The organism is Stieleria maiorica (assembly GCF_008035925.1).
GTDB lineage: Bacteria > Planctomycetota > Planctomycetia > Pirellulales > Pirellulaceae > Stieleria > Stieleria maiorica.
Map to the genome: position 1 here is coordinate 6596764 of NZ_CP036264.1, position 25793 is coordinate 6622556.

Annotated in this window: 18 protein-coding genes; 10 read left to right on the plus strand and 8 right to left on the minus strand. The window is 60.1% G+C overall.

The features are described from left to right. Positions 1-21 precede the first annotated feature (21 nt). The 4 genes from Mal15_RS22365 (at position 22) to Mal15_RS22380 (ending at position 6910) form a co-directional block, all read left to right on the plus strand. Positions 22-1548 (plus strand): sensor histidine kinase, encoded by a 1527-nt coding sequence (locus Mal15_RS22365; protein ID WP_147869802.1) that lies wholly within the window; start codon positions 22-24, stop codon positions 1546-1548. Between the two features lie 54 nt (positions 1549-1602). Next, on the plus strand, positions 1603-2055 hold the full coding sequence (locus Mal15_RS22370; RefSeq protein ID WP_147869803.1) for a response regulator: 453 nt from the start codon (positions 1603-1605) through the stop codon (positions 2053-2055). A 5-nt stretch (positions 2056-2060) separates the two neighbouring features. Then, complete coding sequence (locus tag Mal15_RS22375) at positions 2061-4508, plus strand: hybrid sensor histidine kinase/response regulator (protein ID WP_147869804.1); 2448 nt, start codon at positions 2061-2063, stop codon at positions 4506-4508. A gap of 317 nt (positions 4509-4825) precedes the next feature. Next, positions 4826-6910 carry a hypothetical protein gene (locus Mal15_RS22380; protein WP_147869805.1) on the plus strand — a complete coding sequence of 695 codons (2085 nt, stop codon included), beginning with the start codon at positions 4826-4828 and terminating at the stop codon, positions 6908-6910. Positions 6911-7106: 196 nt separating this feature from the next. Here Mal15_RS22380 and miaA read toward each other — a convergent pair whose 3' ends face one another. Beyond that, positions 7107-8069, minus strand: coding sequence for a tRNA (adenosine(37)-N6)-dimethylallyltransferase MiaA (gene miaA, locus Mal15_RS22385; protein WP_147869806.1), 963 nt, complete (start codon positions 8067-8069; stop codon positions 7107-7109). Positions 8070-8175: 106 nt separating this feature from the next. On the opposite strand from miaA, the gene Mal15_RS22390 reads away from it, so the two are divergent. After that, positions 8176-8745: a GNAT family N-acetyltransferase gene (locus Mal15_RS22390; protein WP_147872346.1), complete on the plus strand. Its 570-nt coding sequence runs from the start codon at positions 8176-8178 to the stop codon at positions 8743-8745. Here the strand turns inward: Mal15_RS22390 and Mal15_RS22395 are convergent. The 4 genes from Mal15_RS22395 to Mal15_RS22410 form a co-directional block, all read right to left on the minus strand. Next, positions 8742-11012, minus strand: a complete 2271-nt coding sequence (locus tag Mal15_RS22395) for a hypothetical protein (protein ID WP_147869807.1) — start codon at positions 11010-11012, stop codon at positions 8742-8744. The two genes, Mal15_RS22390 and Mal15_RS22395, sit on opposite strands and share 4 nt — an antisense overlap. Then, a complete protein-coding gene (locus tag Mal15_RS22400; RefSeq protein ID WP_390623539.1) occupies positions 11009-11551 on the minus strand; it encodes an RNA polymerase sigma factor in 543 nt (180 codons plus the stop codon). The genes Mal15_RS22395 and Mal15_RS22400 overlap by 4 nt, the downstream gene beginning before the upstream one ends. 145 nt (positions 11552-11696) lie before the next feature. After that, positions 11697-12971 (minus strand): DUF1501 domain-containing protein, encoded by a 1275-nt coding sequence (locus Mal15_RS22405; RefSeq protein WP_233902963.1) that lies wholly within the window; start codon positions 12969-12971, stop codon positions 11697-11699. Between the two features lie 82 nt (positions 12972-13053). Further along, positions 13054-14679 (minus strand): DUF1549 domain-containing protein, encoded by a 1626-nt coding sequence (locus Mal15_RS22410; protein ID WP_147872353.1) that lies wholly within the window; start codon positions 14677-14679, stop codon positions 13054-13056. Between the two features lie 281 nt (positions 14680-14960). Between Mal15_RS22410 and Mal15_RS22415 the strand changes: the two genes are divergently transcribed. Both Mal15_RS22415 and Mal15_RS22420 read left to right on the plus strand, forming a co-directional pair. Next, complete coding sequence (locus Mal15_RS22415; protein WP_147869808.1) at positions 14961-15368, plus strand: hypothetical protein; 408 nt, start codon at positions 14961-14963, stop codon at positions 15366-15368. Positions 15369-15583: 215 nt separating this feature from the next. Continuing rightward, entirely contained in the window at positions 15584-16495 is a 912-nt protein-coding gene (locus Mal15_RS22420) for a cysteine peptidase family C39 domain-containing protein (protein WP_147869809.1), read from the plus strand. Between the two features lie 130 nt (positions 16496-16625). Here Mal15_RS22420 and Mal15_RS22425 read toward each other — a convergent pair whose 3' ends face one another. Continuing rightward, positions 16626-18734: an RNA polymerase sigma factor gene (locus Mal15_RS22425; protein ID WP_167546993.1), complete on the minus strand. Its 2109-nt coding sequence runs from the start codon at positions 18732-18734 to the stop codon at positions 16626-16628. Between the two features lie 674 nt (positions 18735-19408). Here Mal15_RS22425 and rnc point away from each other — a divergent pair. Then, positions 19409-20200 (plus strand): ribonuclease III, encoded by a 792-nt coding sequence (rnc, locus tag Mal15_RS22430; RefSeq protein WP_147872355.1) that lies wholly within the window; start codon positions 19409-19411, stop codon positions 20198-20200. Between the two features lie 230 nt (positions 20201-20430). On the opposite strand, the gene Mal15_RS22435 is transcribed toward rnc, so the two are convergent. Then, positions 20431-21519, minus strand: coding sequence for a beta-ketoacyl-ACP synthase III (locus Mal15_RS22435; RefSeq protein ID WP_233902964.1), 1089 nt, complete (start codon positions 21517-21519; stop codon positions 20431-20433). A 156-nt stretch (positions 21520-21675) separates the two neighbouring features. Between Mal15_RS22435 and Mal15_RS22440 the strand changes: the two genes are divergently transcribed. After that, a complete protein-coding gene (locus Mal15_RS22440; RefSeq protein ID WP_147869811.1) occupies positions 21676-22713 on the plus strand; it encodes a S26 family signal peptidase in 1038 nt (345 codons plus the stop codon). 109 nt (positions 22714-22822) lie between these two features. Here the strand turns inward: Mal15_RS22440 and Mal15_RS22445 are convergent, their stop codons facing one another. Beyond that, the gene (locus tag Mal15_RS22445; RefSeq protein ID WP_147869812.1) at positions 22823-23776 is read right to left on the minus strand and encodes a DUF6655 family protein; all 954 of its coding nucleotides are present in this window, start codon (positions 23774-23776) and stop codon (positions 22823-22825) included. Positions 23777-24051: 275 nt separating this feature from the next. On the opposite strand from Mal15_RS22445, the gene Mal15_RS22450 reads away from it, so the two are divergent. Next, entirely contained in the window at positions 24052-25428 is a 1377-nt protein-coding gene (locus Mal15_RS22450; protein ID WP_147869813.1) for a carboxypeptidase-like regulatory domain-containing protein, read from the plus strand. The last annotated feature ends 365 nt before the right edge of the window (positions 25429-25793 follow it).

Genomic DNA, 25793 nt, shown 5'->3' on the forward strand with positions numbered 1-25793 from the left:
ACACCCTGAGGTCCACAACCCATGCGCTGGCTGAGAGACCTGTCGATTCGAATTAAATGGACAGTCTCCTTGGTGATCGTTGTCAGCATCGCGTTGTTGCTGTCGACCCTTGCGGGACTGTTGGAACAGCATGGTTCGGCCAAGGCAGCCATGAAAACCCAGATTTCCGTTCTCGCGGACGTTCTCGGCGATGCCAGTATGACGGCATTGAAATTCGGGGACAACGAAGTCGGCGATGAGGTCGTGTCGATTGTCCGCCGCGAACCCGACGTGGTGTATGCACAGATTTTTGATGCCCAGGGCGAATCGTTCGCAACGTACAAGGCATCAAAGCGTGTGTCGGATGAGATGCCCATCACGAGAGACAGAAACCAAGCTGTATTCCGCGGAGGGTTTCTCCACGTATTCACGAAGATCGGCGATCGGGATGCTCCACTGGGTGCAATTTATTTGCGTGCCAGCATGGAAGAGTTGTATGCGTCGTCAATGCACCGGATCCGACTCGCATTCGTTTCGCTGCTGATCTGTCTCGGCATCGCGGTGCTGCTCGGTTTTTTCGTGCAGCGTGCGATCGTCAGTCCGGTGCTGCAGTTGGCCAAGGCGACGAAGAAGGTTTCTCGCGAAGGGGATTATTCTGTTCGCGTTCACTGCAACACCGGTGATGAACTCGGCGTGCTGTGCAACGGTTTCAACACGATGCTGGAACAGATCCAACAGCGGGATCGGGAGTTGGAAAAACATCGCACGCACCTGGAAGAATTGGTGCATGAACGGACCGGCCGGCTGGAAGCCCAGACGCAGGAGTTGAGCGATTCCAACGAACGGCTGGAACGCAGCAATCAGGAGCTCGACGATTTTGCGTACATCGTTTCACACGATCTGAAGGAACCGCTGCGTGGCATCTCAAGATACTCCTCCTTTCTGGCCGAAGACTATGGCGACAAGTTGGACGACGCCGGGCACGAGAAAATCGAGACGCTTCAGCGGTTGTGTTTACGCCAGGAGAATCTGATCGATTCCCTGTTGCATTACTCCCGCGTCGGCCGTGCCGAATTTGCCATCGGGCCGACGGATTTGAACGAGATCGTCCACCAGGTCACCGACATGATGCATGTCACGCTGGAAGAACAGGGCGTCGAAGTGCGAGTGCCCCGGCGCTTGCCAACCGTCAAGTGCGATTCGGTTCGAATCGCTGAAGTTTATCGCAATCTGATGACGAATGCGGTAAAGTACAATGACAAGCCGGAGAAGTGGGTCGAGATCGGTTTCCTGCAGCATGGTCAGGAGAAGACGAATCTTTTGAAGGAAGACGGCTTCGTGTTCTATGTCCGCGACAACGGGATCGGCATTCGCGAAAAACATCAAGAATCGGTCTTCCGTATCTTCAAGCGGCTGCACGCGCGCGACAAGTACGGAGGCGGAACCGGCGCGGGGCTGACGTTTGTCAAAAAGATTGTGGAGCGGCACGGTGGTAAAATCTGGCTGGAATCGACCTATGGCGAAGGAACCACGTTTTACTTCACGGTCGAACCGGGAGTGGTCGCATGAGCTCCACGCCTGTCGCTGTTGTATCGCACTCAATGAACAGGGGTCATAAGGCAGATGGTCGATTGGAGCAATCAACCGATATTGATCGTCGAGGACAGTCCGGAGGACTTCGAAGCGACGGTTCGAGCGTTGAAGTCCTCGGGGCTGAGAAATTCTCTTTATCGTTGCAGCGACGGCGACGAAGCGCTGGACTATCTGCACCGCCGTGGTGACTACACGTCGGCCGAGGACGCTCCGCGACCGGGCATCATCTTGCTGGACTTGAATCTGCCCGGGACCGACGGACGCGAAGTGCTGGAGGAGATCAAGCAGGACCCGGAACTGAAGAGGATCCCCGTCGTCGTTCTCACCACGTCGACCGATGAACGCGACATCGAAGCGTGTTATGAGTTCGGTGCGAACAGCTACATCCAAAAACCGGTCGATCTGGCGGGATTTGTCAATGCGATTCAGCGGCTGAAGGATTACTGGTTCCAAATCGTGGTGTTCCCCAAGACCGACGACTAGCAATCATGGCGCTTCGTATCTTGATCGTCGACGACAGCCCCGAAGACCGCGAGGTCTATCGGCGGCTGTTGAGCCAGCAGGCTTGGAACGAATATGACGTGACCGATGCCGATTGTGGAGAGGACGGGCTTGAGGTTTGCCGTTCTCGTCCACCGGACTGTTTGCTGTTGGATTACAACCTGCCCGACCTGGACGGCTTGGAGTTTCTGACCGAACTTCGCGACTTCGCCGGTGAGCATCCCTTTGCCATCGTCATGCTGACCGGTCAGGGGAATGAATCGATCGCCGTCGACGCGATGAAGAAAGGCGCCCAGGACTACTTGGTCAAGGGCGAGCTGACGTCGGACAACTTGCAACGCGCCGTCACCAACGCCGTCGAAAGAGTCAGCCTGCAACGCGAGGTCGAACTGCAACGTGAAGAGTTGAAGCAGCGAAACGAGCAACTGCAGCTGGCCAAAGAAGCCGCCGAAGCGGCCAACCGGGCCAAGAGCGATTTTCTGGCCAACATGAGTCATGAAATCCGCACGCCGATGAACGGCATCATCGGCATGACCGAATTGTTGCTCAGTACCAAGCACACCGCCGAACAAAATGAATACCTGGCGATGGTCAAGGATTCGGCCGACGCGCTGTTGCGTCTGCTGAACGATATCCTGGATTTTTCAAAGATCGAAGCCGGCAAATTGGCGCTCGAAGCGACGCACTTCAACTTGCGTGATTGCGTCGGTAAGACGAGCCAAACGCTGGGGATTCGCGCGGCCGCCAAGTCGTTGGAATTGCACTGCCGGATCGATCCCGCGTTGCCAGAATACCTGATCGGCGATGCGGGACGGCTGCGGCAGATCATTGTCAACCTTGCCGGAAATGCGATCAAGTTTACCGATGAGGGTGAAGTCGTCATCAATGTGGTCGAGGAATCACGTGACGACGATCACGTGACGCTGCATGTCTCCGTCCAGGACACCGGGATCGGAATCGCGCCGGAACACCAAGCGAATGTGTTCGGTGTCTTTGAACAGGCGGATTCTTCGATCACACGGAAGTTCGGCGGCACCGGGCTGGGGCTGGCCATCTCGTCGCAACTGGTCGAAATGATGGGCGGACGGATCTGGCTGGAAAGCGAGTTGGGGACGGGGACCACGTTTCACTTCACCTGCGTGTTCGGAATCGGCCAGGAGCAACCGGCCGTGGCGCCGGTCGACCGCTCCGCCCTGGCCGGGCTGCCGGTGCTGGTCGTCGACGACAACCTGACCAATCGTCGAATCCTGGAGGAGATCCTGACGAATTGGAGCATGCAGCCGGTGACGGTCGAGAGCGGAGCGGCGGCCTTGGGCGAATTGTCTCGGGCCACCGAAGCCGGCCGGCCGTACCCGTTGGTGTTGACCGATGCGATGATGCCGGAGATGGACGGATTCGAATTGGCGGGCCGGATCACTGAAGATCCGCGGATCGAGACGTGTGACGTGATCATGATCTCCTCGGCCGCTCGGCCCGGCGACGCCGATCGGTGCCGCGAATTGGGTGTCGCCCGATACATGACCAAACCGGTCGTGCAGTCGGAGTTGTTGGATGCACTGCTTGCGGTCTTCGGCCAGCGGGCCGCAGAGAACCGTCAATCGCAATCCGGTCCGGACGCACCGGGGGATGCGTCGGCACGTCTGAAGATCCTGTTGGCCGAAGACGGTTTGGTCAATCAACGTGTTGCCGTCGGGTTGTTGGAAATGCGGGGGCACGCCGTGACGATCGCCAATAACGGCAAAGAGGCGGTCGATGCAATCCGCAACGATCGCTATGACGTCGTGTTGATGGATGTGCAAATGCCGGAAATGGACGGATTGGAGGCGACGATTGCGATCCGCCAGATGGAGAAACCACAAGGCCGACACACGCCGATCATTGCGATGACCGCCGCGGCCATGAAGGGCGACCGGGAGAAGTGTTTGGAGGTGGGGATGGACGGATATGTCTCCAAGCCGATCGACCCCGAACAACTCGCTCGTACGCTCAGCGAGTTCGCGCCGACCCTCTCCCCACCACCGCCCGACGTGACCGACACGGAGACGACCGCAGCCCCCGAATCCGCACCCGAATCCGCCGCCGACGTGATCGATTTGGAATTCGCACAAACCCGGATCCCCGGCGGCGCCGACGGTGTGAAAGAAGTCGCGCGGCTGTTGCTGGACGAATGCCCCAAGATGATCGACGCCATTGCGGAAGGCTTGGCCAACAAAGACGCCAGTCAAGTCCGACGCAGCGCCCACACTCTCAAAGGCTCCGCCGATTGGTTTGCGGCAAAGCGGGTCGTTGCCGCGGCCAAGCGAATCGAATACTTTGCCCGCGACGAAGATCTGGATGCCGCAGCGGCGGCGCTGCCGGAACTCGAGCAGGAAGTGGCGCAGCTGATCAACGCGGTCAAGCAACTGACAGTGCCCGCCGTTGAGTCACAGGATTAGAATAAGCGATCCGACGGCCCCAACCCCTCTGACCCGAATGGTGCGGGGAGACGTGTTGGTGTTTAGTCTTTAGCCACTTGAGGTCGCGGTGACGCATTGACCGGGAATCGCCTAGAGGCCAATGCCACTTACTTTCGATCACAAACTGAGCCGTAGGCGCTAGCCTCGGGCCTTACAAGTCTCGAAGTGCAATCCAAGGCCCGCGGCTAGCGCCGTCGGCTCAAAAAGTAAGTGACATTGGCCTCAAGGCTAGACACCAACGATTGCCACAACCGTGTTTACCAAAGCCCGTGCCCATCACCACTGACACTTGATCGATGCCACTACGTTTTATCTTGTTCAGTTTGCTGCCTTTCGTTAGCTCGATAGCTCCTTTCGTATCAGCGCAATCTCCCGCATCGCTTTCAATCGACCAGGGGCGGCTGGTACTCACTCATTCGGCTCTCGGGGCGAACAAACTCCGATCGCCCGCCGAGGGACTTTGGTCGATCGGCACCGGGTGGCGTGACGACGCGCCGGCCGATTGGCACCACGGAGGTCCGGATCAAATCGAACAACGTGGACCGTGGACGATCGCGACAGGGACCGTTGCAACGACCGACGGGACTTGGGAGATCCGCGACCAGTACCGAGTGACACCGCAGGGGGCCTTGCAGGCCAAACGGCGCTGGCACTACACCGGTGCCAAGCCCAGTGGCCCGGTCGTGTTGTCGGTGCGCTACGTCGTTGATGCACCAGCGGAGAACGCCCCGCAGCCTTTCTTGCCGGGCATCAATTACTACGGCAACCCGTCGGGCACACGAATCGATGCCTCACGCGTCCCCACTTGGTCGGGCCAATCGGGCGAGGAAGCGTTGTACGAGGAACATCGCTATCCGCTGCCGTTTGCCGCGGTCGAACAGGCCGGCGAGTTTGTCGCGGCGCTGCACACACGTCCGTCCAGGTTGCCGTTTGCCGCGCGCGAGGATCTTTGGTGGTCGCTGGGGTTGGTCGCTGGTGAGGAGTCCACGGAATTGACGCTACGCAGTGGTCCGACCGCTTCCAACGGCGAACGTGGCGTCGTCAAAGCACGTCAAACGATGTTCTTGCCGTACGAACGCGCGCATCTGGTCGGCATCCCGCCGGGCGCGGTGATCGAGAAACAGTTCATGCTGCAATTGGCGCCCGCTCCGGTGCAAGGACACGGCTTTCGTTTGCCGCTGTGGACTTCGATCGACTGGTTTGATCCCCGCACCGATCGCTCGCTGCCGCATCCGGCCGATGTGATGGCTGCCAAACTGTACGACACCTTCGATCGCTGGCATGAAGATGATCAGTGCCAAGGGTTTCGGACGCGTCCGCCGGGCAACAAGCCCTGGATCATGATGGGCTGGGCCGATCGCGCCGAAGTCCCCCCGCGGGCACTGCTGGGGATGGATCTGCGGCCGTACACCGACCAACCGGATCTGTGGAAACAGCGTGCCGCGGACTCGCTGGACTTCCTGACCTCCGCGCCCACGCGCAAGGCATCCTATGGAGTCGGATTCCCAATCGTCTACGACTACCAGACGCACCGTTGGCTGGAACGTCAGAACCCGCTGTCACAGGCACAGGCACTTAACGGCATGATGGATGCCATCACCGAAGCGAATCATCCGCATCGTGATCGCTGGATGGAATTCGTCGCGACACAGTTGGACGCGATCGCGGACCGAATTTTGAAAGCGGATTGGCGGCCGGTTTCAACCAACGAGGCCTTTGCGATCGCTCCGTTGGTCAAAGGAAGCGACCATTCCTCAAACGACCGTTGGATGGAGGCGGCGACGAAGTTGGCCGATCACACGATCGATCGGCATCTGGACATGCAGGAACCCTACTGGGGCGGAACGCTGGATGCCCGCTGCGAGGACAAGGAAGGGGCTTGGGCGGCGCTGCAAGGGTTTGCGGCGATGTATCGGGCCACCGACGATCCGAGGTACCTGCGCGCGGCCGTCCATGCCGGCGATGTCTGTCTGAGCTACCTGTATGTTTGGGACGTGATGTTGCCGCCGGGGCGACTGGCCGATCATGACCTCAAGACACGCGGTTGGACCAGCGTCTCGGTCCAGAATCAACACCTGGACGTGTTCGGAGTCGTGTTCACGCCGACGTTTTGGGAGCTGGCCGATTGGACCGGCGACCCGCGTTACCGTGAAATCGCCAAAATCATGTTCGTCAGCTGCGGGCAAATGACAGACTTGGCGACGGGCGTTCAGGGCGAACAGTTGCTGCAAACCAATTACGAACAGCATGACCCCCGCGAGGTCGTCGAAGGGATGCGCGGTGATTACGCCGAACGGTGGAACATCTACTGGATCACCGCACACTTCCTGACCGCCGCAGCCGACTTTGAGAAATTGGGCGTGGACTGGCGGTCATTTTGAACGTCGAATCCAGCCCGCACGCGTAAGCAAGGGCCGGGCGGCACCCATCGTTCACGCTTCTCCTGATCACATTGTTTTGGGGACATCGTTGCAATCAGCAGGTCGCCAAGCGTTTCACCGCAACGCCACAGGGGCCGAAAGCCTTGGCGGCTTCCGCTACCCCAACGTCAAGCGTTGACGGAGCGTTCGAGCTTTTCTAGCCTTCGATGTGCTGGAGCACAAACTCCAGTGCTGCGGATTGGTCGTCGAATCGATCCATCGGGACGGAGGTAATCTCATCGAACGATCGAAACCAGGTCTCTTGGCGTTTGGCCAGCTGTCGGGTGTGGGTCGCGACCAGGTCCTTCAATTCATCGATGGGGCCGCCGCCTGCCGCTTTCCAGTCGAGGGTCTCGCGATAGCCGACGGCTTGAGCTGCGGTTCGGGACAATGCGCCAAACCGCGCGAGCAGTTGTTCGACTTCCTCAATCAAGCCCCGCTGGAACATGCGATCGACGCGCTGGTTGATCCGCTGGTGCAAGGCGGATCGTTCGTGCTGCAACGCGAACACGTTGCAGGACCGCGCGTCGACGTGGCGGTCGAATTGCACTTGTCGATGGCTGAGCGGCATTCCGGTCTGCTTGGACACCTCCAACGCCCGGATCATCCGACGCGTGTCACCCGGTGCGATCCGGGACGCCGAAATCGGATCCACTTGGGCCAGCCGCTGGCGCAGCGCTTCGACCCCGAAGGTGTCGATGTCGCGTTGCACCGATTCGCGGAACTCCCAGTCCGGCGGCGGTCCCACGTCAAAACCCCTCAAGACCGCTTTGAGGAACATCGGAGTTCCGCCGACAAAGATCGGGCGTTTTCCACGTTTTGTGATCTCGCGGACCCGCCGATGGGCTTCGTCCAAGTAGCACGCGACACTGAAATCCTGGTCCGGGTCGGCCAGATCGAGCAGGTAATGGGGCACCGTGGCACGCTCCGCGGCACTCGGTTTGGCCGTCCCGATGTCCATGTGTCGATACACCGCGATCGAATCAAGCGACAGGATTTCTCCCCCGATCCGCTGGGCCAGCTGCAGCGCCAGCGACGTTTTTCCAGAGGCCGTCGGGCCCGTCAGGACAATCGTTTCTTCGACCAAGGGGGGAAAAGTGGTGGGGGATGGTTCGGACATCAGCACGCCGGAGAAGCCAAGAAGAGAGGGTCTGCCGATTGATCGGGTTACCCAAAGTTTACGCCGATCAGGTCCGATCGGTAAACGCATGGTAGAATCCAACATCATGGGCATGACGTATTTCAAACGATACCGAATGGAATTTGACCTTCGCGATTGGCGTGGGGGCGATCCACGTCTGCCCGACGGATACGAAATCCTGCCCTACCTGCCGGGGCTGTTACGAGAACACGCGATCGCCAAATTCAACAGTTTCAAGGAAGAACTGGATGCGAACGTGTTTCCATGCTTGTCCAGACGCGACGGTTGTTTGCGTCTGATGCGCGAGATCACCAGCCGCGGCGATTTTGTGCCCGACGCGACTTGGCTGATCCGTTTTCGCGAAACGAATCCCAAGACCGGGGTGGTCCAACCCTATGCGGTGGGCACGATCCAAGGGCTGTCGACCGAGGGATGGGGATCGATTCAGAACGTCGGCATCGACCCGGCCCATCGAGGGAAAGGTTTGGGATCGATCTTGCTGTCCAAGGCCGCCACCGGATTTCGAGCGGTCGGGTTAGACCGCATGCACTTGGAAGTCACGACGGAGAACACCGGCGCGGTGCGATTGTACGAACGGCTGGGGTTCAAACGATCCAGCGTCGTCTACAAAGCGGCCGAGGTCGCGGGCGCCTAGTTTCGCAGGATCCACCAGATCCGGCTGAGCGCCGATTCTCGGCTTCCGGACTCTTTCAGCCGATTGGCCGCGGCGGTGATTTCCGGGGTAACGCTGCTGCGGCCGGACAGATAGACCAGGTGCTGGACTTGGCGATCAAAATCGTCGATCGACCGCAACCACGACACCGGCAACGAGGCTTCGTCGCCCGGAAAGTCCACGCTCAATTGTTGCAGGAAACCGGAGGCGGTGTTTTCGCCATCGAGCGCGGCGAGCGACTTCGGCGTGCGCGGCTTGCCGTTGATCGGCTGGGCTAAAATGGCGGTCTGGTCCTCCGAGCTCAATCGCCCACCGATCCGCCGCATCGCGACATCCACGCGTTGGTTGAGCGAGGAGGGGGGCGTTTCGATCGCCGCGGCGAACGCTTGGACCAAATCAAGGGCGTGTTTGCGTTGCTGTTCGGTTGACGTCAGCACCGCGTCGCCCTGCAAGACCTGCGGAACGCTGCGACGGGCCATCGGCGATGAAATGATCAACGCCAATGTCCGCGCGACATCAAAGTCATGGGCTTTCAGGTCGTCGGCAAGCTGCCGGTGCAAGCGATCCAAGTTCCCGTCGACCGGAGGCGCAAACGCGTCCACCGGCGAGGGTTTCAAGGGTCGGCCGTGGACCAGTTGCCAGAGCGAATCGACCATGCTTCCGGCCAGCACATCGCTGCCGACCAACGTCTTGGTCCAAGTGTGAAAGTCTTCCATCTGTTCGCTCGACTGCAGCAAGTACTTGCTGACCTTCGGTGTCGCCATGCTCATGCGGCCGTCGATCAGTTCGTAAAACGCCGGCGTCGACGCATCGGATTGCTCGGCAACGACCCAGCGTTTGTTTTGCCGCTTCACCGCGTTCTTGACCAACGCGACAAACGACCAATAGTCATCTTGAGTGCCGGAGCGGCCGATGTGCGAATCATGGCATCGAACGCAACGCATGTCTGCATTGATCGAGATGTTGGCAAGCTGTCTGGCAATCCCTTCGCTGCCACGACGTCCGATCGCTTGATACCATTGTCCGGCGTGTTCGTTGGACCCATCGATCATGGAGACCAGGGCCACGTCAAACTTAGCACCGCCCGAGACACTTCTTGAGAGTTCGTCGACCAAGCCGGAATACTGGGGACGCCCCATGGCCGCGATGCTGTTGCCGGTCGTCAATGCCAGCCAACGTTTCGAGATTTCGTCGGCGTTTGACGATTCGGCCAACAGATCTCGCAAACGCTGAGGGTCGTTGATGGCTTGGTCGGAAAGCGTGATTCCCAGTTTGGATTTCAGCCGCGACGTCATCTCCGCGGGCGCTGCATCGGGCGTCGGCATGATCCCGAGCGTTTGCCAGTAGGCCCGCACCGTTTCGGCGGTACGGGAAGCGACTAAGGCGACCGCTTCGGTTTCACCCGACGATTCCGGTTCAGGCTGTGGACGAGGCGTGTCCTGCTGAGTTTGGTCCGCGGTCGATGCAATCCTGGGCGGTTCGAGCGTGATGCCGCGCGGCGGTTTTCCATCCTTGGGATCGTGCAACGGATCGGCGGTGGTGTCTGCGGTGGAACTGGCGATGCGGAGATCGTCGGTCGACGGTGACCCGATCGATTCGGATGGATGGAGCGTCCCGGGGACGTCGGAGTCGACGATCAAGTTTGGATCGTCCGGACGATTGGCGGGGGTGTCCGGTCCGGACAGATAGACGACCGCGGTGATGCATGCCGCGACCGCGATCAAGAGGGAGACCAAACGAGTGATCGAGACACCGCCGGTTGACGGGGGGATCGCTGGGATCGAGGTGCTGCTTCGACCGGTCGCGGAAGGTTTTTTGGCCAGGATCGGTGCGACCAGATTCGGGGGCACCTTGCGTTTGGTCGGGTTGACCGGAACAAACTCGGTCAATAGCGTGTCGACGACGGGATCGGCGTCTTCGGCAAACTCACTGCGTCGATCGTCGGCCGATTCATCGAGACGTCGCAGGATGGCCGCCGACAGATCGGGAGGCGATGATCGTCGCGACGGATCGTCCGGTAAAAACTCGGCCAACAGCGTGTCGATGACAGGATCGTGATCCTCTTCCACCCGGCGTATTGATTGGTCGTCGCTGGGCGACGCGAGCTGAGCGATGATCCGCGCCGAAAGATCGGGCGGCCGTTTTCGCTTGCTGGCATCGCTGGGTACAAATTCAGCCAACAACGCATCGATGACCGGATCGGCATCGCTGCGTGCTTCGTGCGGATGGTGGCTTGCGGGATGGTTCATGGTTCGTTGTTGAGCTGCAGTTTTTCTTCAACGCAATTTCGCAGTTGTTGCTTGGCTCGTTGCATCAGGTTTCGGGCTCCGTGATCGGTGATCCCCAGTGCTTCGCCGATTTCGACGCGGCTGGCACTGGAATCAAATCTCATTCGCAAGGCGATTTGGGCCCGTTCGGTCAGTTTTTGGAAACACTGTTGGAGGGCTTCTACGGCGGCGTCGCCGGTCAGGTCTTTGCCGGCCCAGCGGTCCCAGGTTTCGTCTAGCAGTTCGGGTTCTCCGGTGGTTTGGACACGTCCCAGTTTGCGGTGTCTGGAAACCAGCAGGTTGTAGGCGGTTCGCCGCAGGTAGCCGGCGGTGGCGCTGTCGTTGTGTTGGACGAAGTCGTCGCGTCGCAGCACCCGCAAGAAGGTTTCTTGCGTCAAATCATCGGCCGTCGCGTCGTCGCAACCGAGCATTCGCAGGTAGCGCCAGACGCCCCGTTGATGGCGATGGATCAGCGTTTCCGCGTCGAGTGTTTCCGACGCCCCGGATGGTTCATCATGCACAGCTTCCCCGGGAACGTTGCCGTCGGGCAACGATTCATCGGAAACATCGTTTGACTGGGCCAACGAGCCGGTGCTCGGCCCGGTCGAGCTTGGCGTCTGACCGCCTAGGCTGGCATCATCCACCAATCATCAAGCCACCACTCATCTAAGCCACTAATTCGCTGATCACTTTTCCACCATTGGCAATCTTCATCGGGCGACGGTTTTTACTCATGAACGTCGTGTCGAGCGAGATGCCGAGTCCTTGACAGACCGTCGCCATCAGGTCTTCGCTGCTGAACGGTTCGGATTCAACGGCCGTTCCGTCGCTGCTGGTTTCTCCGACCGCCAAACCGCCCTTGATGCCTGCCCCGCCCACGACGCAAGACCAGGACCGCGCCCAGTGGTCACGTCCGGCGTTCTGGTTGATCCGCGGTGTCCGTCCGAATTCGCCCATCCAAATGATCGCGGTGTCCTGCAGCAATCCCCGCTGTTCCAGATCTTCCACCAGGGCGCTCATCGCTTTGTCCAATTGCGGCAGCTTGGTGTCCGATAGGGTTTGGTGAACGTTGTTGTGCAAATCCCAGCCGCCCAAGTCGACTTCGACAAAGGGCACGCCGCCTTCGACCAGACGCCGGGCCAGCAGACAGCCTTGACCGAAGCCGTTGGTCCCGTAGCGTTCCTTCGTCTTTTCGTCTTCCTTTTCGACACGGAAAGCTTCCATTTGGCTGCTGGTCATCAGGTCAAAGGTCTTCTTGAGCACCTTGCCGTGTTCGCCGGCGGGAAGGCCGCGGGTTCGGTTGGCGAAACCGCTTTCGATTTCCTGCAGCGCCGCCATCCGCTGACGAAGCCGGGACCCGTCCAGTTTCATATCCAAATTACGAATCCGGCCGCTGCTGGTGACGGCAAACGGCGACCAAGCCATGCCCAAAAATCCCGGGCCCGCGCTGGCGCCACCGACGGTGACAAACGGCGGGATCTCCAGTTCGGGACGCTGCGACATCAATTCATGCGCGACGACGGCTCCGTAGCTGGGGTGTTCGATGTTCGGGTTGGGCACGAACCCGGTGTGCATGTAATAACGGCCGCGATTGTGGTCGGCCTCACGCGTCGACATGCTGCGAACGACCGATAGGTTGTGCATCTGTTTGGCGACCATCGGCAAATGCTCGCAGATCTGCATGTCACCGGAGGTTGAAATCGGTTGAAAGGGGCCACCGGTCGGCGCGCCCGGCTTCAGATCCCACAGGTCGATCGTCGGCGGTCCACCGCCCATCCACAACATGATCGCCGATTTGCGTTCACGTCGCATTTGATCGGCGTTGGCTGCAATCGCTCCACCCATCGTCATCGCCGCCGACACGGCCGCGGTCGAACCGGCCATGTGGTTCATGAAGTGGCGGCGGCTCATTCCGCGAGGTGTTTTCCAGTTTGAAATCATTGCGATTGCCTGTCGAAGAGAACGGTTTCGAAGGAAGTGTTGTCAGATTGGTAACGCTTGAGATTCAACAATGAACCCAACGTCAATGCTGCATGATGAATTCATTGCTGTTCAGAATCGCCCACCAGACGTCCTGCAGCATTTCGATTTCTTTCCCGCCACGGGCCCGGTACAGTTCGCCGGCCATGGCGACTTCGCGTTTGGTCGGTGTCCGCGACAAGCCGGCCATGTAAAGTCGGTTCAAACGATCACGCGTCGACCGCCCCGATTGTGACAGCCGATCCAAGAAGCTGCCCGGTTTGGTGCTGGTCGCATTCAGGGTCAGTTCACCATTGAACAGCATCAACGCCTGGGGGATCGAGCCGTCAAAGGTGGTCGCTTCGTCGCCTTCATCGGTTCCGAAGGTCACGACGAACTGACGCATCCAATCACGGCGTTTCTTTTCCTGTTGTTCGTACGTCCCTTCGGCGTTGCCGCCCGATGCGGAAACGAGCGACTGGTAGAGCTGTTCGGCGCTCATCTGGCGCAGATAGAAGCGGGAGAACTTGGGCGTTTCACCGATCGACGGGTCGTCGATTTGATTGTTGCTGCCCAGCACCGATGCGAGCGAATAGGGACGGCTAAGGGTGATCCAAGTGATCAGGTCTTTGAGGTTGTAACTGGAGCCTCGGAAGGCTTCGGACAGGTTGTCCAACAGTTCGGGGTGTGTCGGGTTGTTGTGGGGGCCCATGTCGTCGATGGGCTTGGTGAATCCGTATCCCAGGAACATCGACCAGTAACGATTGATCGCCATCCGATCGAGCGATTGGCTGTCGAGCATCAAGCGTCCCAGTTCCTTGCGGCGATTGACGTCATCGACATATCCGCTTTTGGCGATCTCCGTGCCATCGGTGAACACCGGGTATGCGACGCGGGTCAGTCCGTTTCGCATTTCGTAAAAGACCAGCGCATCGTTGGGGTCGCCCGCTTCGCCCGCATAGTCTTCGCTGACCAGCTCGGCGTACTCGACATCACGCGTGCCGTCGACGAACCGCCGCAGGGCGCGGCTCTGGCGAAAGAACGAATTGAACTCCCAGAACTTTTGTTGTTTCCAATCGTTGAACGGGTGATTGTGGCACTGCGTGCATTGCACTTGCTGACCCAGGAACAGCCGCGAAACGCTGCTGGCCGCCAGCACCGCTTTTTCCTCGTTGACCTTGCCGACCAAAAAGTTGACGGCGCCGTTGAACCCCGGTGCGCCGGGTTTGGTCGACCCCTCGGCCGTCACCAGTTCGTAAACCATCCGATCATACGACTTGTTCGCCGCGAACGAATCTCGCAGGTACTTCATCATCCCGTCACGGTTGGTCAGGTCACGCCGGTCCATTCCGCCGCCGCGACCGATCAGCAAATTGGTCCAAACCGTGGCCCAATGGTTGGCATATTCTTCGGTGTAGCGATCGTCGTGCAGCAACCGATCGACCAGTTTTGCGCGACGGCTGCCGCCACGGTCAGACGCAAACTCCTGCTGCTCCTCCAGATTCGGAATCCGGCCGATGATGTCCAAGAAAACGCGCCGGCACCAAATCGCATCGTCCGCTTCTTTGGCGGGCGTGATTTCATAGTCCGCCCACCCCTGCTCGATCGCATCATTGATCATCGCGATCTGCGGCGGGGCAACGCTTTGCGCCGGGCAGGTCCATGCACCACCCGCAATGATGGCGATCATCCCACCCAATAAGCTCGCAAGACGCGAACGGAAGATTGATGCTGGCGTCATGAATACGAAACCCGGGGTGCTTTGGTTACTGGACGGGATGCCCCAAATCGGCTGGAAAAACGTGATTTCTGCTATCTATCAAACGAAACCGCTGGTCGAGGGTACCTCACCAATTGACAGATTTGTCACACAATGAACGAAACCTTCCCGCGGACGCGATCCCGTGCACAAATGGTATCCCCTGGGCTGTTTGGGTGACACACGAATCGTCGTTTTTGCGGCAAGTCGCAATGACCAAACGTGTCACGTCGGTGGTGATATTGGAGGAATCAACCGCCAAGTCAGCCATTTCAAAGGAATTCGAAATGCAGCAAGTTCATCAAGCCTTCGATTGCGATCATCGCGTGGTGACGGTCCCCGCATGTGGCGATGCTTCGCCGGAGCCGGCGCCGGTCGGAATGGCGGCCGGCTGGCTGATCGCTGAAAAGTCGGCCGTCGAGATTGATGCGAGGGGTACCGACGACCCGTCACCGTGGCAGCGGTCGCCCCGCTGTTTGCAACTTGGGACCGGTCAGTGGTGTTCCGCACGATGGGCTACTTGGTTTCCCGCCCCCGGCCCGGCAATTCGCTATGCCGTGGAATTGGGTTTCAAGGTCGGGGATTCGGTTGAGATCATCTTTCTGAGACGCGACCGCTAAATTGGTGGTCGGGGCGCGCGTGCAATGGGGGTGTTCGGCTTTGACCCTTCGTTTTTTTAATAAAAACGATGGTTTGGAATGCGAAAACGGCCCGTCTACACTTTTCGCACACCGATAATTAACCATATCTTCACTGATGAGATTGGTGTGCCATCAATCTTCCGTTGCCTCGACATGCTCTGGAAGGTTGTGGTGTCCCCCCAAAGAGTCGGGCAATGGGAATGGACCTCGGGATCGCGATCGGATTCATCGCCGCGGTCTCCGCACTCGCGTTTGTCGCGGGGCGGCGATTGTCGCTCTCGGTCTATCAGAATCAGCCTCTGTTGTTCGCCGAATGTCTGATCTTCTCGCTGGTCTTCGCGTTCGGGCTGTCCGATCGGTTGTCTTGGGCACACGCGTTCCCCACTCCGGCGGCATTGTGTTGGTCGAACTGGGTGCCGGTTCTGTTGTCCTTCACTGCCGGCTTGGCCAGTGAGGTCGCGGCATTGCGGGCGACTTGGCGACAAGGCGTCGCCGGCCTGATGGGGTTGCTCGCGATCGGTTTTCTGGTGTTACCGGTCATCCGTCCGCAGCTGTTTCCAATTCATTTGGACGACATCGCACAGTGGAAGGACGGAGTGTGTATGCAAAGCCACGAGGCCAGTTGCGGTCCCGCGGCGGCGGCGACACTGTTGCATCAGTCGGCGCTGCTGACCCCGGCACGGTTGACGTACGGCAGCGGACAACGGGCGACGGCTCCCCTGCCATCGGCCGAACGCTTGATGGCCGACGCGTGTTTGACCAGCAACCAGGGCACCTCGTCACTGGGATTGGTGCGGGGATTAAGGCTGGCCGTCGCCGGCAGCTCGCACACGGTGGAGGTCGCCGACCAGGATCCGGGGATGTGGGTGGCCCGCGGTCAATTGCCCAATGTGGCGGTGGTGCGTTTCAACGATCGCCGCAATCGCCAGCCGGTTCGACAGTTGTTGGGGACCGACGGCGAAGGTCACGCGGTGGTGGTGCACAGCCGAACCGCCGATGGACGCTGGAAGATCGCCGATCCGGCGGTCGGATGGCGATACTGGGACAACGAACAGTTCCGCCAGCTGTTCACCGGCGATGCGATTTATTTGACGGCGGGCAACTGACCCACGTTGTGGGACGTCCTTTTTAGGTGCGCCGCTTGCTTGTGTACGAGTCCCTTCCGGGGCGTCGCGAAGAGTCCGACCGTCGACGGCCCGGAAGGGCCATCGTACAAGGGACAATCGTACTGGCGAGTTACATGAATCCGCCGGCGCCGCCCATACCGCCGCTACCCCCGCCGAAACCAAACCCGCCGCCGAAACCACGTAGTCCCGCCGGCGGCTGGGGGATCGCGACTTCGACCTCTTCGGCGATCGCATCGGGGGCGAAGGAGTTTTCACGGAGGGCATCAAGCAATTGCTCGATCTGCCGATGGGTTTCATACGTGGTGCTGATCACGATTCCCGGACGGTTGCCCGGCGCGGGCGACAGGGTTGAATTACCGCCCAGGGCTTCCCAGTTGTCCGGATCGATGGTGGATTCGATCAAGCCGGTCAGGCTATCGAAGTCCCCACCGAGTCCGATGCCTTCGAGCCAGTAGACTCGGGAGAGCATGTGGTATTCGGCAAACTCGTCGGATCCCACCGTGTGCAGGTTGCCTTTGACCGTTAGCGCCAGGTCATGCTCTCGCAGCAGGTATGCGATCAGATCGTATCCGGAAAGATGATGGAGATCCGCGTTGACGGGCAAATCGGGATCGATACCGATGTCTTCCAAGGAACGCTTGTCGATCACGATCGGCAGATCCAGTGCTTGGCTCAATTGCGAGACGGCTTGGACAAGCGGCGTTTCCACAAAGGTCTCGCTGATCGGCTTGGCAAGTTTTTCGTCGGCTTGGCGCATCATCGCATCATCCACGCTGAGCCACCTGTCGGTTCCGATCCCGCGATGAACCAGTTCGCTGTGGTCGGCGGTGACCACCAACCCTTCGCTTTCGATGGTCGCTTTCAGTCCCAGCGGTTGCAGCAGTTTGCGGAGTGCGGTTCGCAGCGGTTCGGAACGTCCGGCGTAGTTCAGCGGCGCGTCGGGTTGGAGTTTTGCATACTCGATCACGCGTGGGTTCAAGATGACGGGTTGTTGCAGTTGGTCCTGCAGTTGATCGACCATGGAATCCAGGTTTCCGTTGATCTGCAGGTCGACGGGCTGGTCCATCATTTCGGCCAGTGCGTCGGCGAGTTTTCCAGTGGGGGTCGCGGCGCGAAAGCGTCGTTTCAAGACGGTTTGCGTTTCAGACGCGGGGCTCGGCGGAGGCATGATCATCCCGGCCGAGACCGCGGGCAGGGATTCACTGGGCATTGCACCACCCTGAGCGGTTGCCCCGGGTTCGGGAGTTCGGTCGCTGGAGGTTTGGGCTGTCGCATCGGCTGGGGCAGCAGACGCGGCGAACTGGGCGACGATCGCATCGGGTTCGGCAGCGATGGAGATCGGCGCCGATGCAGTTGGCGAAGCGGGGGAACCGCTATCGCTGGCGATTGAAGACGACAGCAACATGGCGGCGACGGTTCCGGCGGCGGTCAGTCCGCCGACGATGTTCCACGGAGTCATGATTCGTTTTCCTGAAGCGACGAGGGGATGGAGAAGGTTTTCCGCGATCGGTGGCGCCGGCGGCGGCCCGTCGGCCAGAGACAACAGCAGCGACGTGCTGGCGGCGGAGACTTCATCGGCCGAGGCGGTGTAGGATCCGGCGGCGGCGACGGCCAGCAGCGGGACGACCCCACGCCGTCGCAACCGATCGGCGAGCAGTTTCTTGCCCCGCTGCAGTCGTCCGCGGATCGATCCCAGCGATGTTTGGAAGTGTTCGGCCATCCGCTCGATCGGACAGTCGTCGTAGATCTGCATCACGACCGCGGCGCGATAATGTTCGGGCAGCCCGGCGAGTTCCTCGTCCAGCGCGATCGCATCGTGTTGCCGGGTGATGCGGTCCAGTGGGTCGTCGATCAGCACTGGTTCAATCATCGGTTCGGAGTTTCGATGGTTTCCGGTGAGGGTGGCGATCGACGCGCGATGGGCGACGCGATGCAGCCAGCCGGGCAGGCACTCGGGGCGCGAGATTTTCGCGCTGTTCTTGGCCAGCAACAAAAACGTGGTTTGGTATGCATCATCGGCATCGGTGGCGCTGCGGCATTTGCGTTGACAGACGGTCAACACCATTCTGCTGTAACGTCCGACCAGGACCGCAAATGCCGTCGCGAGCCGATCGTGTGTCCACGCGTCCAGCAACTCGGCGTCGCTGAACCGCTCGATCGCCCCGGTGCAGGTCTCGCCGGATTTCGATTCGTCGTCGTGTTCTGTTGGTGCTGTCATGTTCATGGCGATCTGCATGTTAGTGCGACCTCGCCTGCCAAGGGCGCGCGGAAAATCCATGATGACCCCGGATTTGTCTTCGTTTTTTCTCGGGTCGCGGATTTGCCCCGGCGGATTCGACGGGGGAAGGCACAATTCGCCCCGGATTCTCCACACCGCCGTCTTGACACAGCCCCCTTTTCAGATCGATTCGACTACCCATGAAGGCCAACAGTTGTTACCGTAGGAACTTCGCGTCGCACACCGGCGGGCGGGTCGCTCTGAGATGATTCCGACAGGAAACGGACGAGACCCGTTCGCCGGCGTGTGACATGGATGGCAGTGCCGGCACCACCCGTGGTGCCCCCGCTTGCCTCACGTGTCACAACGGTCTCTCTCTGCGTTTGTGTCTCTGCCGGGATTCCCGGTCGAGGCCTCAAGCGGGTGATGCAGTTCGGCACGTGCTTACCGACGCATGACTCTTTCACACGCAATGCTCCTTGTCCGTACCGTTTGATCCAGAATCAGAAGATGTCGAACTGGTCCAGGCCCGTTCCATCGACATTGATGCCAAGTCGACCTCGAGCTGCGAGAAACACGCGAGCTGCGAGAAAAAACCGCGTCGCGAGAAGCACGCGCGCCGCGACGAACACGCGAGCCAAGCGGATCTCGATGGCGATCCGGAGGGGCCGCCACTGCACTTCGATCCGCCCGGGACCGGCGACGATGTTCGGCTGGTCGCTTCCCCGCGGGATGAATCGGGCGACCTGGACCACTCCGAAAAACTCTCTCGTTGCCAGCAGCTGATCGATTATCAATTCAAAGACCAGGAGTTGCTGCGGTACGCGTTGACGCATGCATCCGGGGCGTCGCACCGCCTGGCGAGCAACGAGCGATTGGAATTCCTGGGCGATTCCATCCTGGGCTTCGTCATCTGTTCATGGCTGTACGAAGAGTACCCCGAATACAACGAGGGCGATTTGACGAAGATCAAGTCGGCCGTCGTCAGTCGGCGGACGTGCGGTAAAGTGGCCTGTCAAATCGGACTGGACGAATGTTTGATCGTCGGCCGCGGTGTGACCCGCAATCGCAGTTACCCGCGATCGTTGGTCAGTGACGTCTTCGAATCGATCGTGGCGGCGTTGTATCTCGATGGCGGCCACGATGTCGTTCGCGACCGGTTGAAGACCTGGTTGAAGGGCGAGGTTGAAATGGCCGTGACCAGCCAAGGTGCAACGAATTACAAGTCGACGCTTCAGCAGCGCGCCCAGCGCGACATCGCTTGCACACCGATGTATCGATTGAAACGCGAGATGGGGCCCGATCACCGAAAGTCATTCTTGATCAGCGCGGTCATCAACGGCAGTGAATACACCGCCGCGTGGGGCACCAACAAGAAGGAAGCGGAGCAGAAAGCGGCGGCCAATGCGTTGGCGGAAATGAACGGCGACCCGCTCCCCTATCCGCTGCCGGACGATCCCAACTAGTCGTCTACCGTCGCTCGGTTTTCATCATGACGATGCGTTCCGATTTTTCGCCGTGTTCTCCGAACTCGGCGAGCCGCAAGAGTCGCCGTGTTCTCCGAACTCGGCGAGCCGCAAGAGTCGCCGTGTTCTCCGAACTCGGCGAGCGCGAAAAAGCGAAGCTTTGCCCCGCGCCGACCTCGGAGAGGACGGCGACTGTCCCGCCCAATCCAATGCCAAGCTGCGGTCGACCCCTAGTACCGCAGCAGCGCCGTGCCCCAGGCCAAGCCGCTGCCGAATCCACACAGCAGCACATAATCGCCGCGAACCAGTCTGCCTTGCCGGAATGCCTCGTCCATCGCCAGCGGGATACTGGCCCCGGAGGTGTTCCCATAGCGATCGAGATTCACGAACACCCGGTCCTTGGAAACACCCAGATCGGAAACGGCGGCGTCGATGATCCGCTGATTGGCCTGATGCATGATGACCAGTGCCAGTTCGTCCGCGTCGACCTGTGCCGCGGCCAGGACCTCTTTGGCACTGTCGTCGAACACGCGAACGGCCCATTTGAAGACGTTCCGTCCGTCCATCTTCATGTACTGTAATCCGTCACGCAAGCCTTCAGCGGTCAACGGCAGACGGGTGCCGCCGCCGGGAATGCAAAGCATTTCCCCGCCGCAACCTTCGCTGCCGAGTTGGTACGAGAGGAGCCCCGAGGGGCCTTCGGCATCGGCCGGTTCGTCAACGCCCGCTCCCCAACCCGTTTCGTCGGGGCCGATCAAGACGGCGCCGGCAGCGTCTCCGAACAGCGGGTACGTTTTTTTATCGTTGGGATCGATCGTTCGGCTCATCAAGTCCGCCCCGACCACCAAGACGCGTTTCGCATTGCCGGCGGAAACGAACTGGGCAGCCGTCGTCAGCGCGTACATGAATCCCGCACAGGCGGCACTCAGGTCCATCGCGGCGGCAAACGCGCCCAGGCGGCGTTGCAGATGGCAGGCCGTCGAGGGCGTGAAGTGATCCGGAGTGATCGTGGCAACCAGGATCAAGTCGATCTCGTCGACCGAGACCGAGGCGTCGGCCAGGCAACGCAGGGCGGCTTCATAGCACAGGTCGCTCGTGGCCTGGTCGGCCGCTGCGTGACGCCGCTCGAGAATCCCGGTTCGTCGCACGATCCAATCGCTGTCACATCCCAGTGCCGCAAGGTCCTCGTTGGTGACCACTTTGTCCGGGACATAGGACCCGCATCCCAGGATGCGTACCCCCGGTGCCGATCCCATTCGGCCGCGTGTCGTGGGAAGGGCAGATGATTCGGTGCGATCAATCGTGGTCGGGTCGGGCATCAGGAAGCATTCGTCACGGGAGCGGGCAGGAATCAATCAACGACAACACGTTGCGTCTGCGTCGGGCAGCCGCGACGGAGTATAACGGGGGCTCGTTTCTTTCGTCAGGTGAACCCCGTCCACGGTGAATCCACCCGCCAATGAAATCACCAGCCAATGAAATCACTGGTTAGCCGCGCGGCTCCGATCGTCGTCGCAATCATCGCTATCGCGGTTTCCGTCTGCGCCTACCAGTGGGGTAGACGGTCGGCCCGCGGCGTGACTGCCACCGATGGGCCGGCATTTGCCGGTCCGAAGGTGCCGATGTTTCAGATCGTCGGCGACTCGATGGCCCCCACCCTGACGGACGGTCAGGTTTATCAGATTTCCGACGTCCGCGAGGAGCTGTGGATCGGTGACGTGGTCGCGATCGAGTGGGACGGCAAACGACATGTCAAACGCATCGCCGCCCTGGGCGGAAACCGTGTCGATCTGGTCGACGGCAGATTGACCATCGACGGGCGACGACTGGAAGACGTGATCGCAACACGAGCTGATTCGGGCCAGGGCCGAGATGCGTTTCTGCCGCCGGCGCTCGTGGCGGTGGAATCGCAACCCGATCATTGGAATCGCAGCGATGCAGCGGCCAACTGGCTGGTCTACGGCTATCGCAACCCCTATCAAGCCGGACGCATCACGGCGGTCATGGACGACTACCCGACAAACCACTCGGTGCGTCGCATCCTCAATCCCGTCGATCGATTGGTCATCCAGATCCGGCCACGGGCGGGTGGCACGGCTCCTAAATCAAATCCCATTGTGGCGGTGACGTTTTTCGATCCCTCGCACGCCATCGTCGCAACCCAGGCACGCTCGGGCCAGGCGCGTTACCGCGATGCGCGCCCGGAGGTGGCCGGAGCATCAGCCGATCGAGAGCAACTCGTTGCAGCACTCGATGCGGCCCACCCCGTCGCGGTGCAGTTGAATCAGCATCAGGCCGATCGGTACACGCTGCATGTGTACCGTGAGATCGAATACCGTGACGATCGACCCAGCGGCACCGTGAGCTATCCGATCACGCTGGCCGCGGACGACGTGTTTGTCGTCGGAGACAACGTTCCGGTTTCGGTCGACAGCCGAACCGTCGGCCCCCTGAAACAATCCGCGGTTGTCGGAAAGGTCGTTCGCCCTGCCGAACTCGCCCAGGGGCGGTAGACGATGGACAGAAAAATGAAGGGCAGAAAAATGAGGCGAGGACGAGGGGAAGTGGACGAAAAATGGGTGATGGGAAAAAGCTGAAACCTGAAACCCGTCTCACCGCCGGTCATTTTTTGGGGTTTGACGGCTTGGGCCCCTTGGCCACCTTCACCGGATCCTCCGGCGTGTCGGCTGTCTCTGTTGCACCGTCGGACGATTCCAGTTCCGGGGGTGTCGGGATGTCGGAGTCTTCAGCGTCGTTGTCGGAGGCGAGCATCTCGTGTCCATCGACGGAGTCGCCGAAGGCGGGGTACCCTTGGTTGAAGCGTGTTTCGGCGTTGTAATCCACCGGCGGGCGGTCATGGTGTTCGGCAACCGAGGCGTTTCGGCTTCGTCGACCGAACTGGAATCCGCTGGCGGCCAATTTGGTTTTTTCGCGAATCGTTCCTCCCTGAAACGGTCCGATGCCCATCACCCAAGTGTTCTTGGCCGTCGCGATCGAGTGCCGCACGCCCGACTGCCAGATCGGTTTGCGAGTTTCACGGTCGTAGGCAAAGGCCGCGATCTTGGCCGCCGCTTCACGGGCCTCCCGCCGCGCCAACGACAATTCGGGCAGCGTCGGGATCGTCGGCGCGTTGGGGATCGCGCTGGCCGCGCTGTTCAAGGCATTGTTTTCCGGAATCCCGTAGGTCACCTGATGCTCGTCCGAGCCCAACGCACCGATCCGGGCTTCGATGATCACTTCCGACTCGTTGGCCGAATCCTGCAACAAACAGCCGGCGGCCAGGATTTGTTGCCGCAACGCGCTGATCACATACTCTGCGTTGACGAATCCCGTCGATTTGACTTGTCGCAGGTAACTCGAATCCAGGTAAACCTTGCGTCCCGATAGTGGCCGGAAATCAATGTGCTGGACGCTGCGATCGACGGCATCGCTGACGACCAATTGTTCCGTCGCCCCATAGTTGCGCGTCGTCCCGCAGCCTGATTGCAGCAGTGCCGTCGCGACGAGCGCTTTCAAAACCAGCGCCCGCGCGACCCGCAATGCTAGCAGGTTTCGGATTCCAGCGGCGTGAAACATCTGGCGAAGGCAGCAGCGGCAAGACGGAGGGGAATTTGGGCAGGAGTCGGCGGGGCGGCGTCAACGGTCACTGTTAACGGGTCCCGGCCGTCGCTGACAAGTCCGGTTCGCACGCCGCAAGCTGCACGGTCGCAGTCTGAACGCGTCGCGAGGGTCAAAATCGCTCGAAAAACCGAGTTTCTCCCTAAGAGGCACGTTGCTCGTTCGTCAGACGATACAGTGGATGTTGGCACTCGCTGATTGGCTTGGAACACCCCTGAGGAGGATTCAAAAAGATGGTCATGATTCGATGTGTGTTGATCGCGATCGGTCTCTTCACCGCGATGGCTTCCCCGGCGAGTGCGCTGATCACCGGCGGTAGGGACGAACCGATTAAGGTTCAGGGGCTGCCCGAGGGGGCATTGCCGCTGGCCAACTTGAAAACACGAATCGCGTGGTGGGAAGGGCCACCCTTTGGTGGCGGGCAATACCACTTCGAATATTCCGGCAAGACGGCTGACCTGCAAGCCGCCATCGACCTGTTCGCTCATATCGATTCGCCTCGCAAGCAGCTGATCGTTCGCAGCGGCGTCCAGAATAGTTTCTGGTTGAACGCCACTGACAAGAACAAGTCGCATCCGATCGACTGGCAGTTCATGGTTTGGGTGCCGAGAAACTGGCAGCACCTGCGCGATTCCAAAATGGGCCTGTTGCCGCCTGGAGAAGAAGGTGAGGCGCCCAAGACAGAGCTGGTCGTTTACGTCAGCGATCGGATCGAGTGGCAGTCGTTGATGATTCCACCGGCGTTGTCGGTCGTCGATGAACGTCTGGAATCCAATGGGCTGACGGCCGATCAAGGTGCGGCTCTCCAGGGCCGTGTCCGTGATCCGGACGGACGCCCGATCGCCGCTGCGACGATCACGATCGGCAAAGACGCGGACCGGATCACGGCAACGAGTGACGCCGAAGGAACCTTCCTGGCCACCCGAATCCCCGCGGGCACGCATCGGGTCGTGGTCTCCGCCCCAGGATTCGCATCCAAAGACAAATACTATCACTCGTTCACAGAGACGACGTTTAAGAAGCTGGATGTCGCTCTGGCCAAAGCCGCCGAGGTGCGTGTGCGCGCTGTTGACGGCCAAGGGAAACCGATCCCCGACGTCGTGGTCCGCGTCCGCAACTGCATCGACCGCTCGGGAAACTTTTACCGCGTCGCGGGCGAACACGAATACAAGACCGATTCCGCCGGCGAGTTTGTCGTGACCGACGTGCCCCACGGCAAGCTCAAGTTCATCAGCCGAACGCAGGACTACTTTTACAACTCAGTCCTGAACGAACACGACACCGGCGAATCACCGATCGTGCTCAAGTTGCTGCCCACCGGAACGGTCACGGTGTCGGTTGCCACCGCCGGCGGTCAGGCGGTCACTTCGAAGTACATCGTCGAAATCGATCAGGCCGATGCCGACCGGGGCGATGGATCCAAGGTGGGCAGCTGGGGAGGGTCGGCCAACATCGCCGCCGACGGCAGTTATACGTTCAAGAACATTCCACCAGGCGATTACGTCGTCACCGGCAAACCGAATCCCGGGCGAGAAAGCGACCGAACGGATCCGACCAAGGTCCAGATCAAAGGAAAAGACCATCACGACGTCAATCTGACCGCGAAGTGAACCATCGTGTGGGACCGAGGCTTTGTCCCTAAACCCGTAGCGGAAGCCGCCAAGGCTTTCGGCTCGCAGCAGTTCACACGGGAAAAGCCGAAATTCTTGGCGAATTCCGCTACCGCGTACGACCCTTGCCGGGTTTAGGGACAAAGCCTACGTCAATCGTTGCGACGTTGGCCGATGAGGTCGTGCGGTGTTCAGGCCCCGGTCGATGATGCGTCTACACTCTTCCCCCTCTCTGCCTCGCTCCACGGCTCCCCTTCGAAGTGTCGGGTGGAGTGGTAGGAAGATTTTGGAGGTAGGAAAATTGGTGAAACTCGATGGAGGGTGCAATTAATCATTTTCTTACCCACGAAATTTTCTTACCCCAT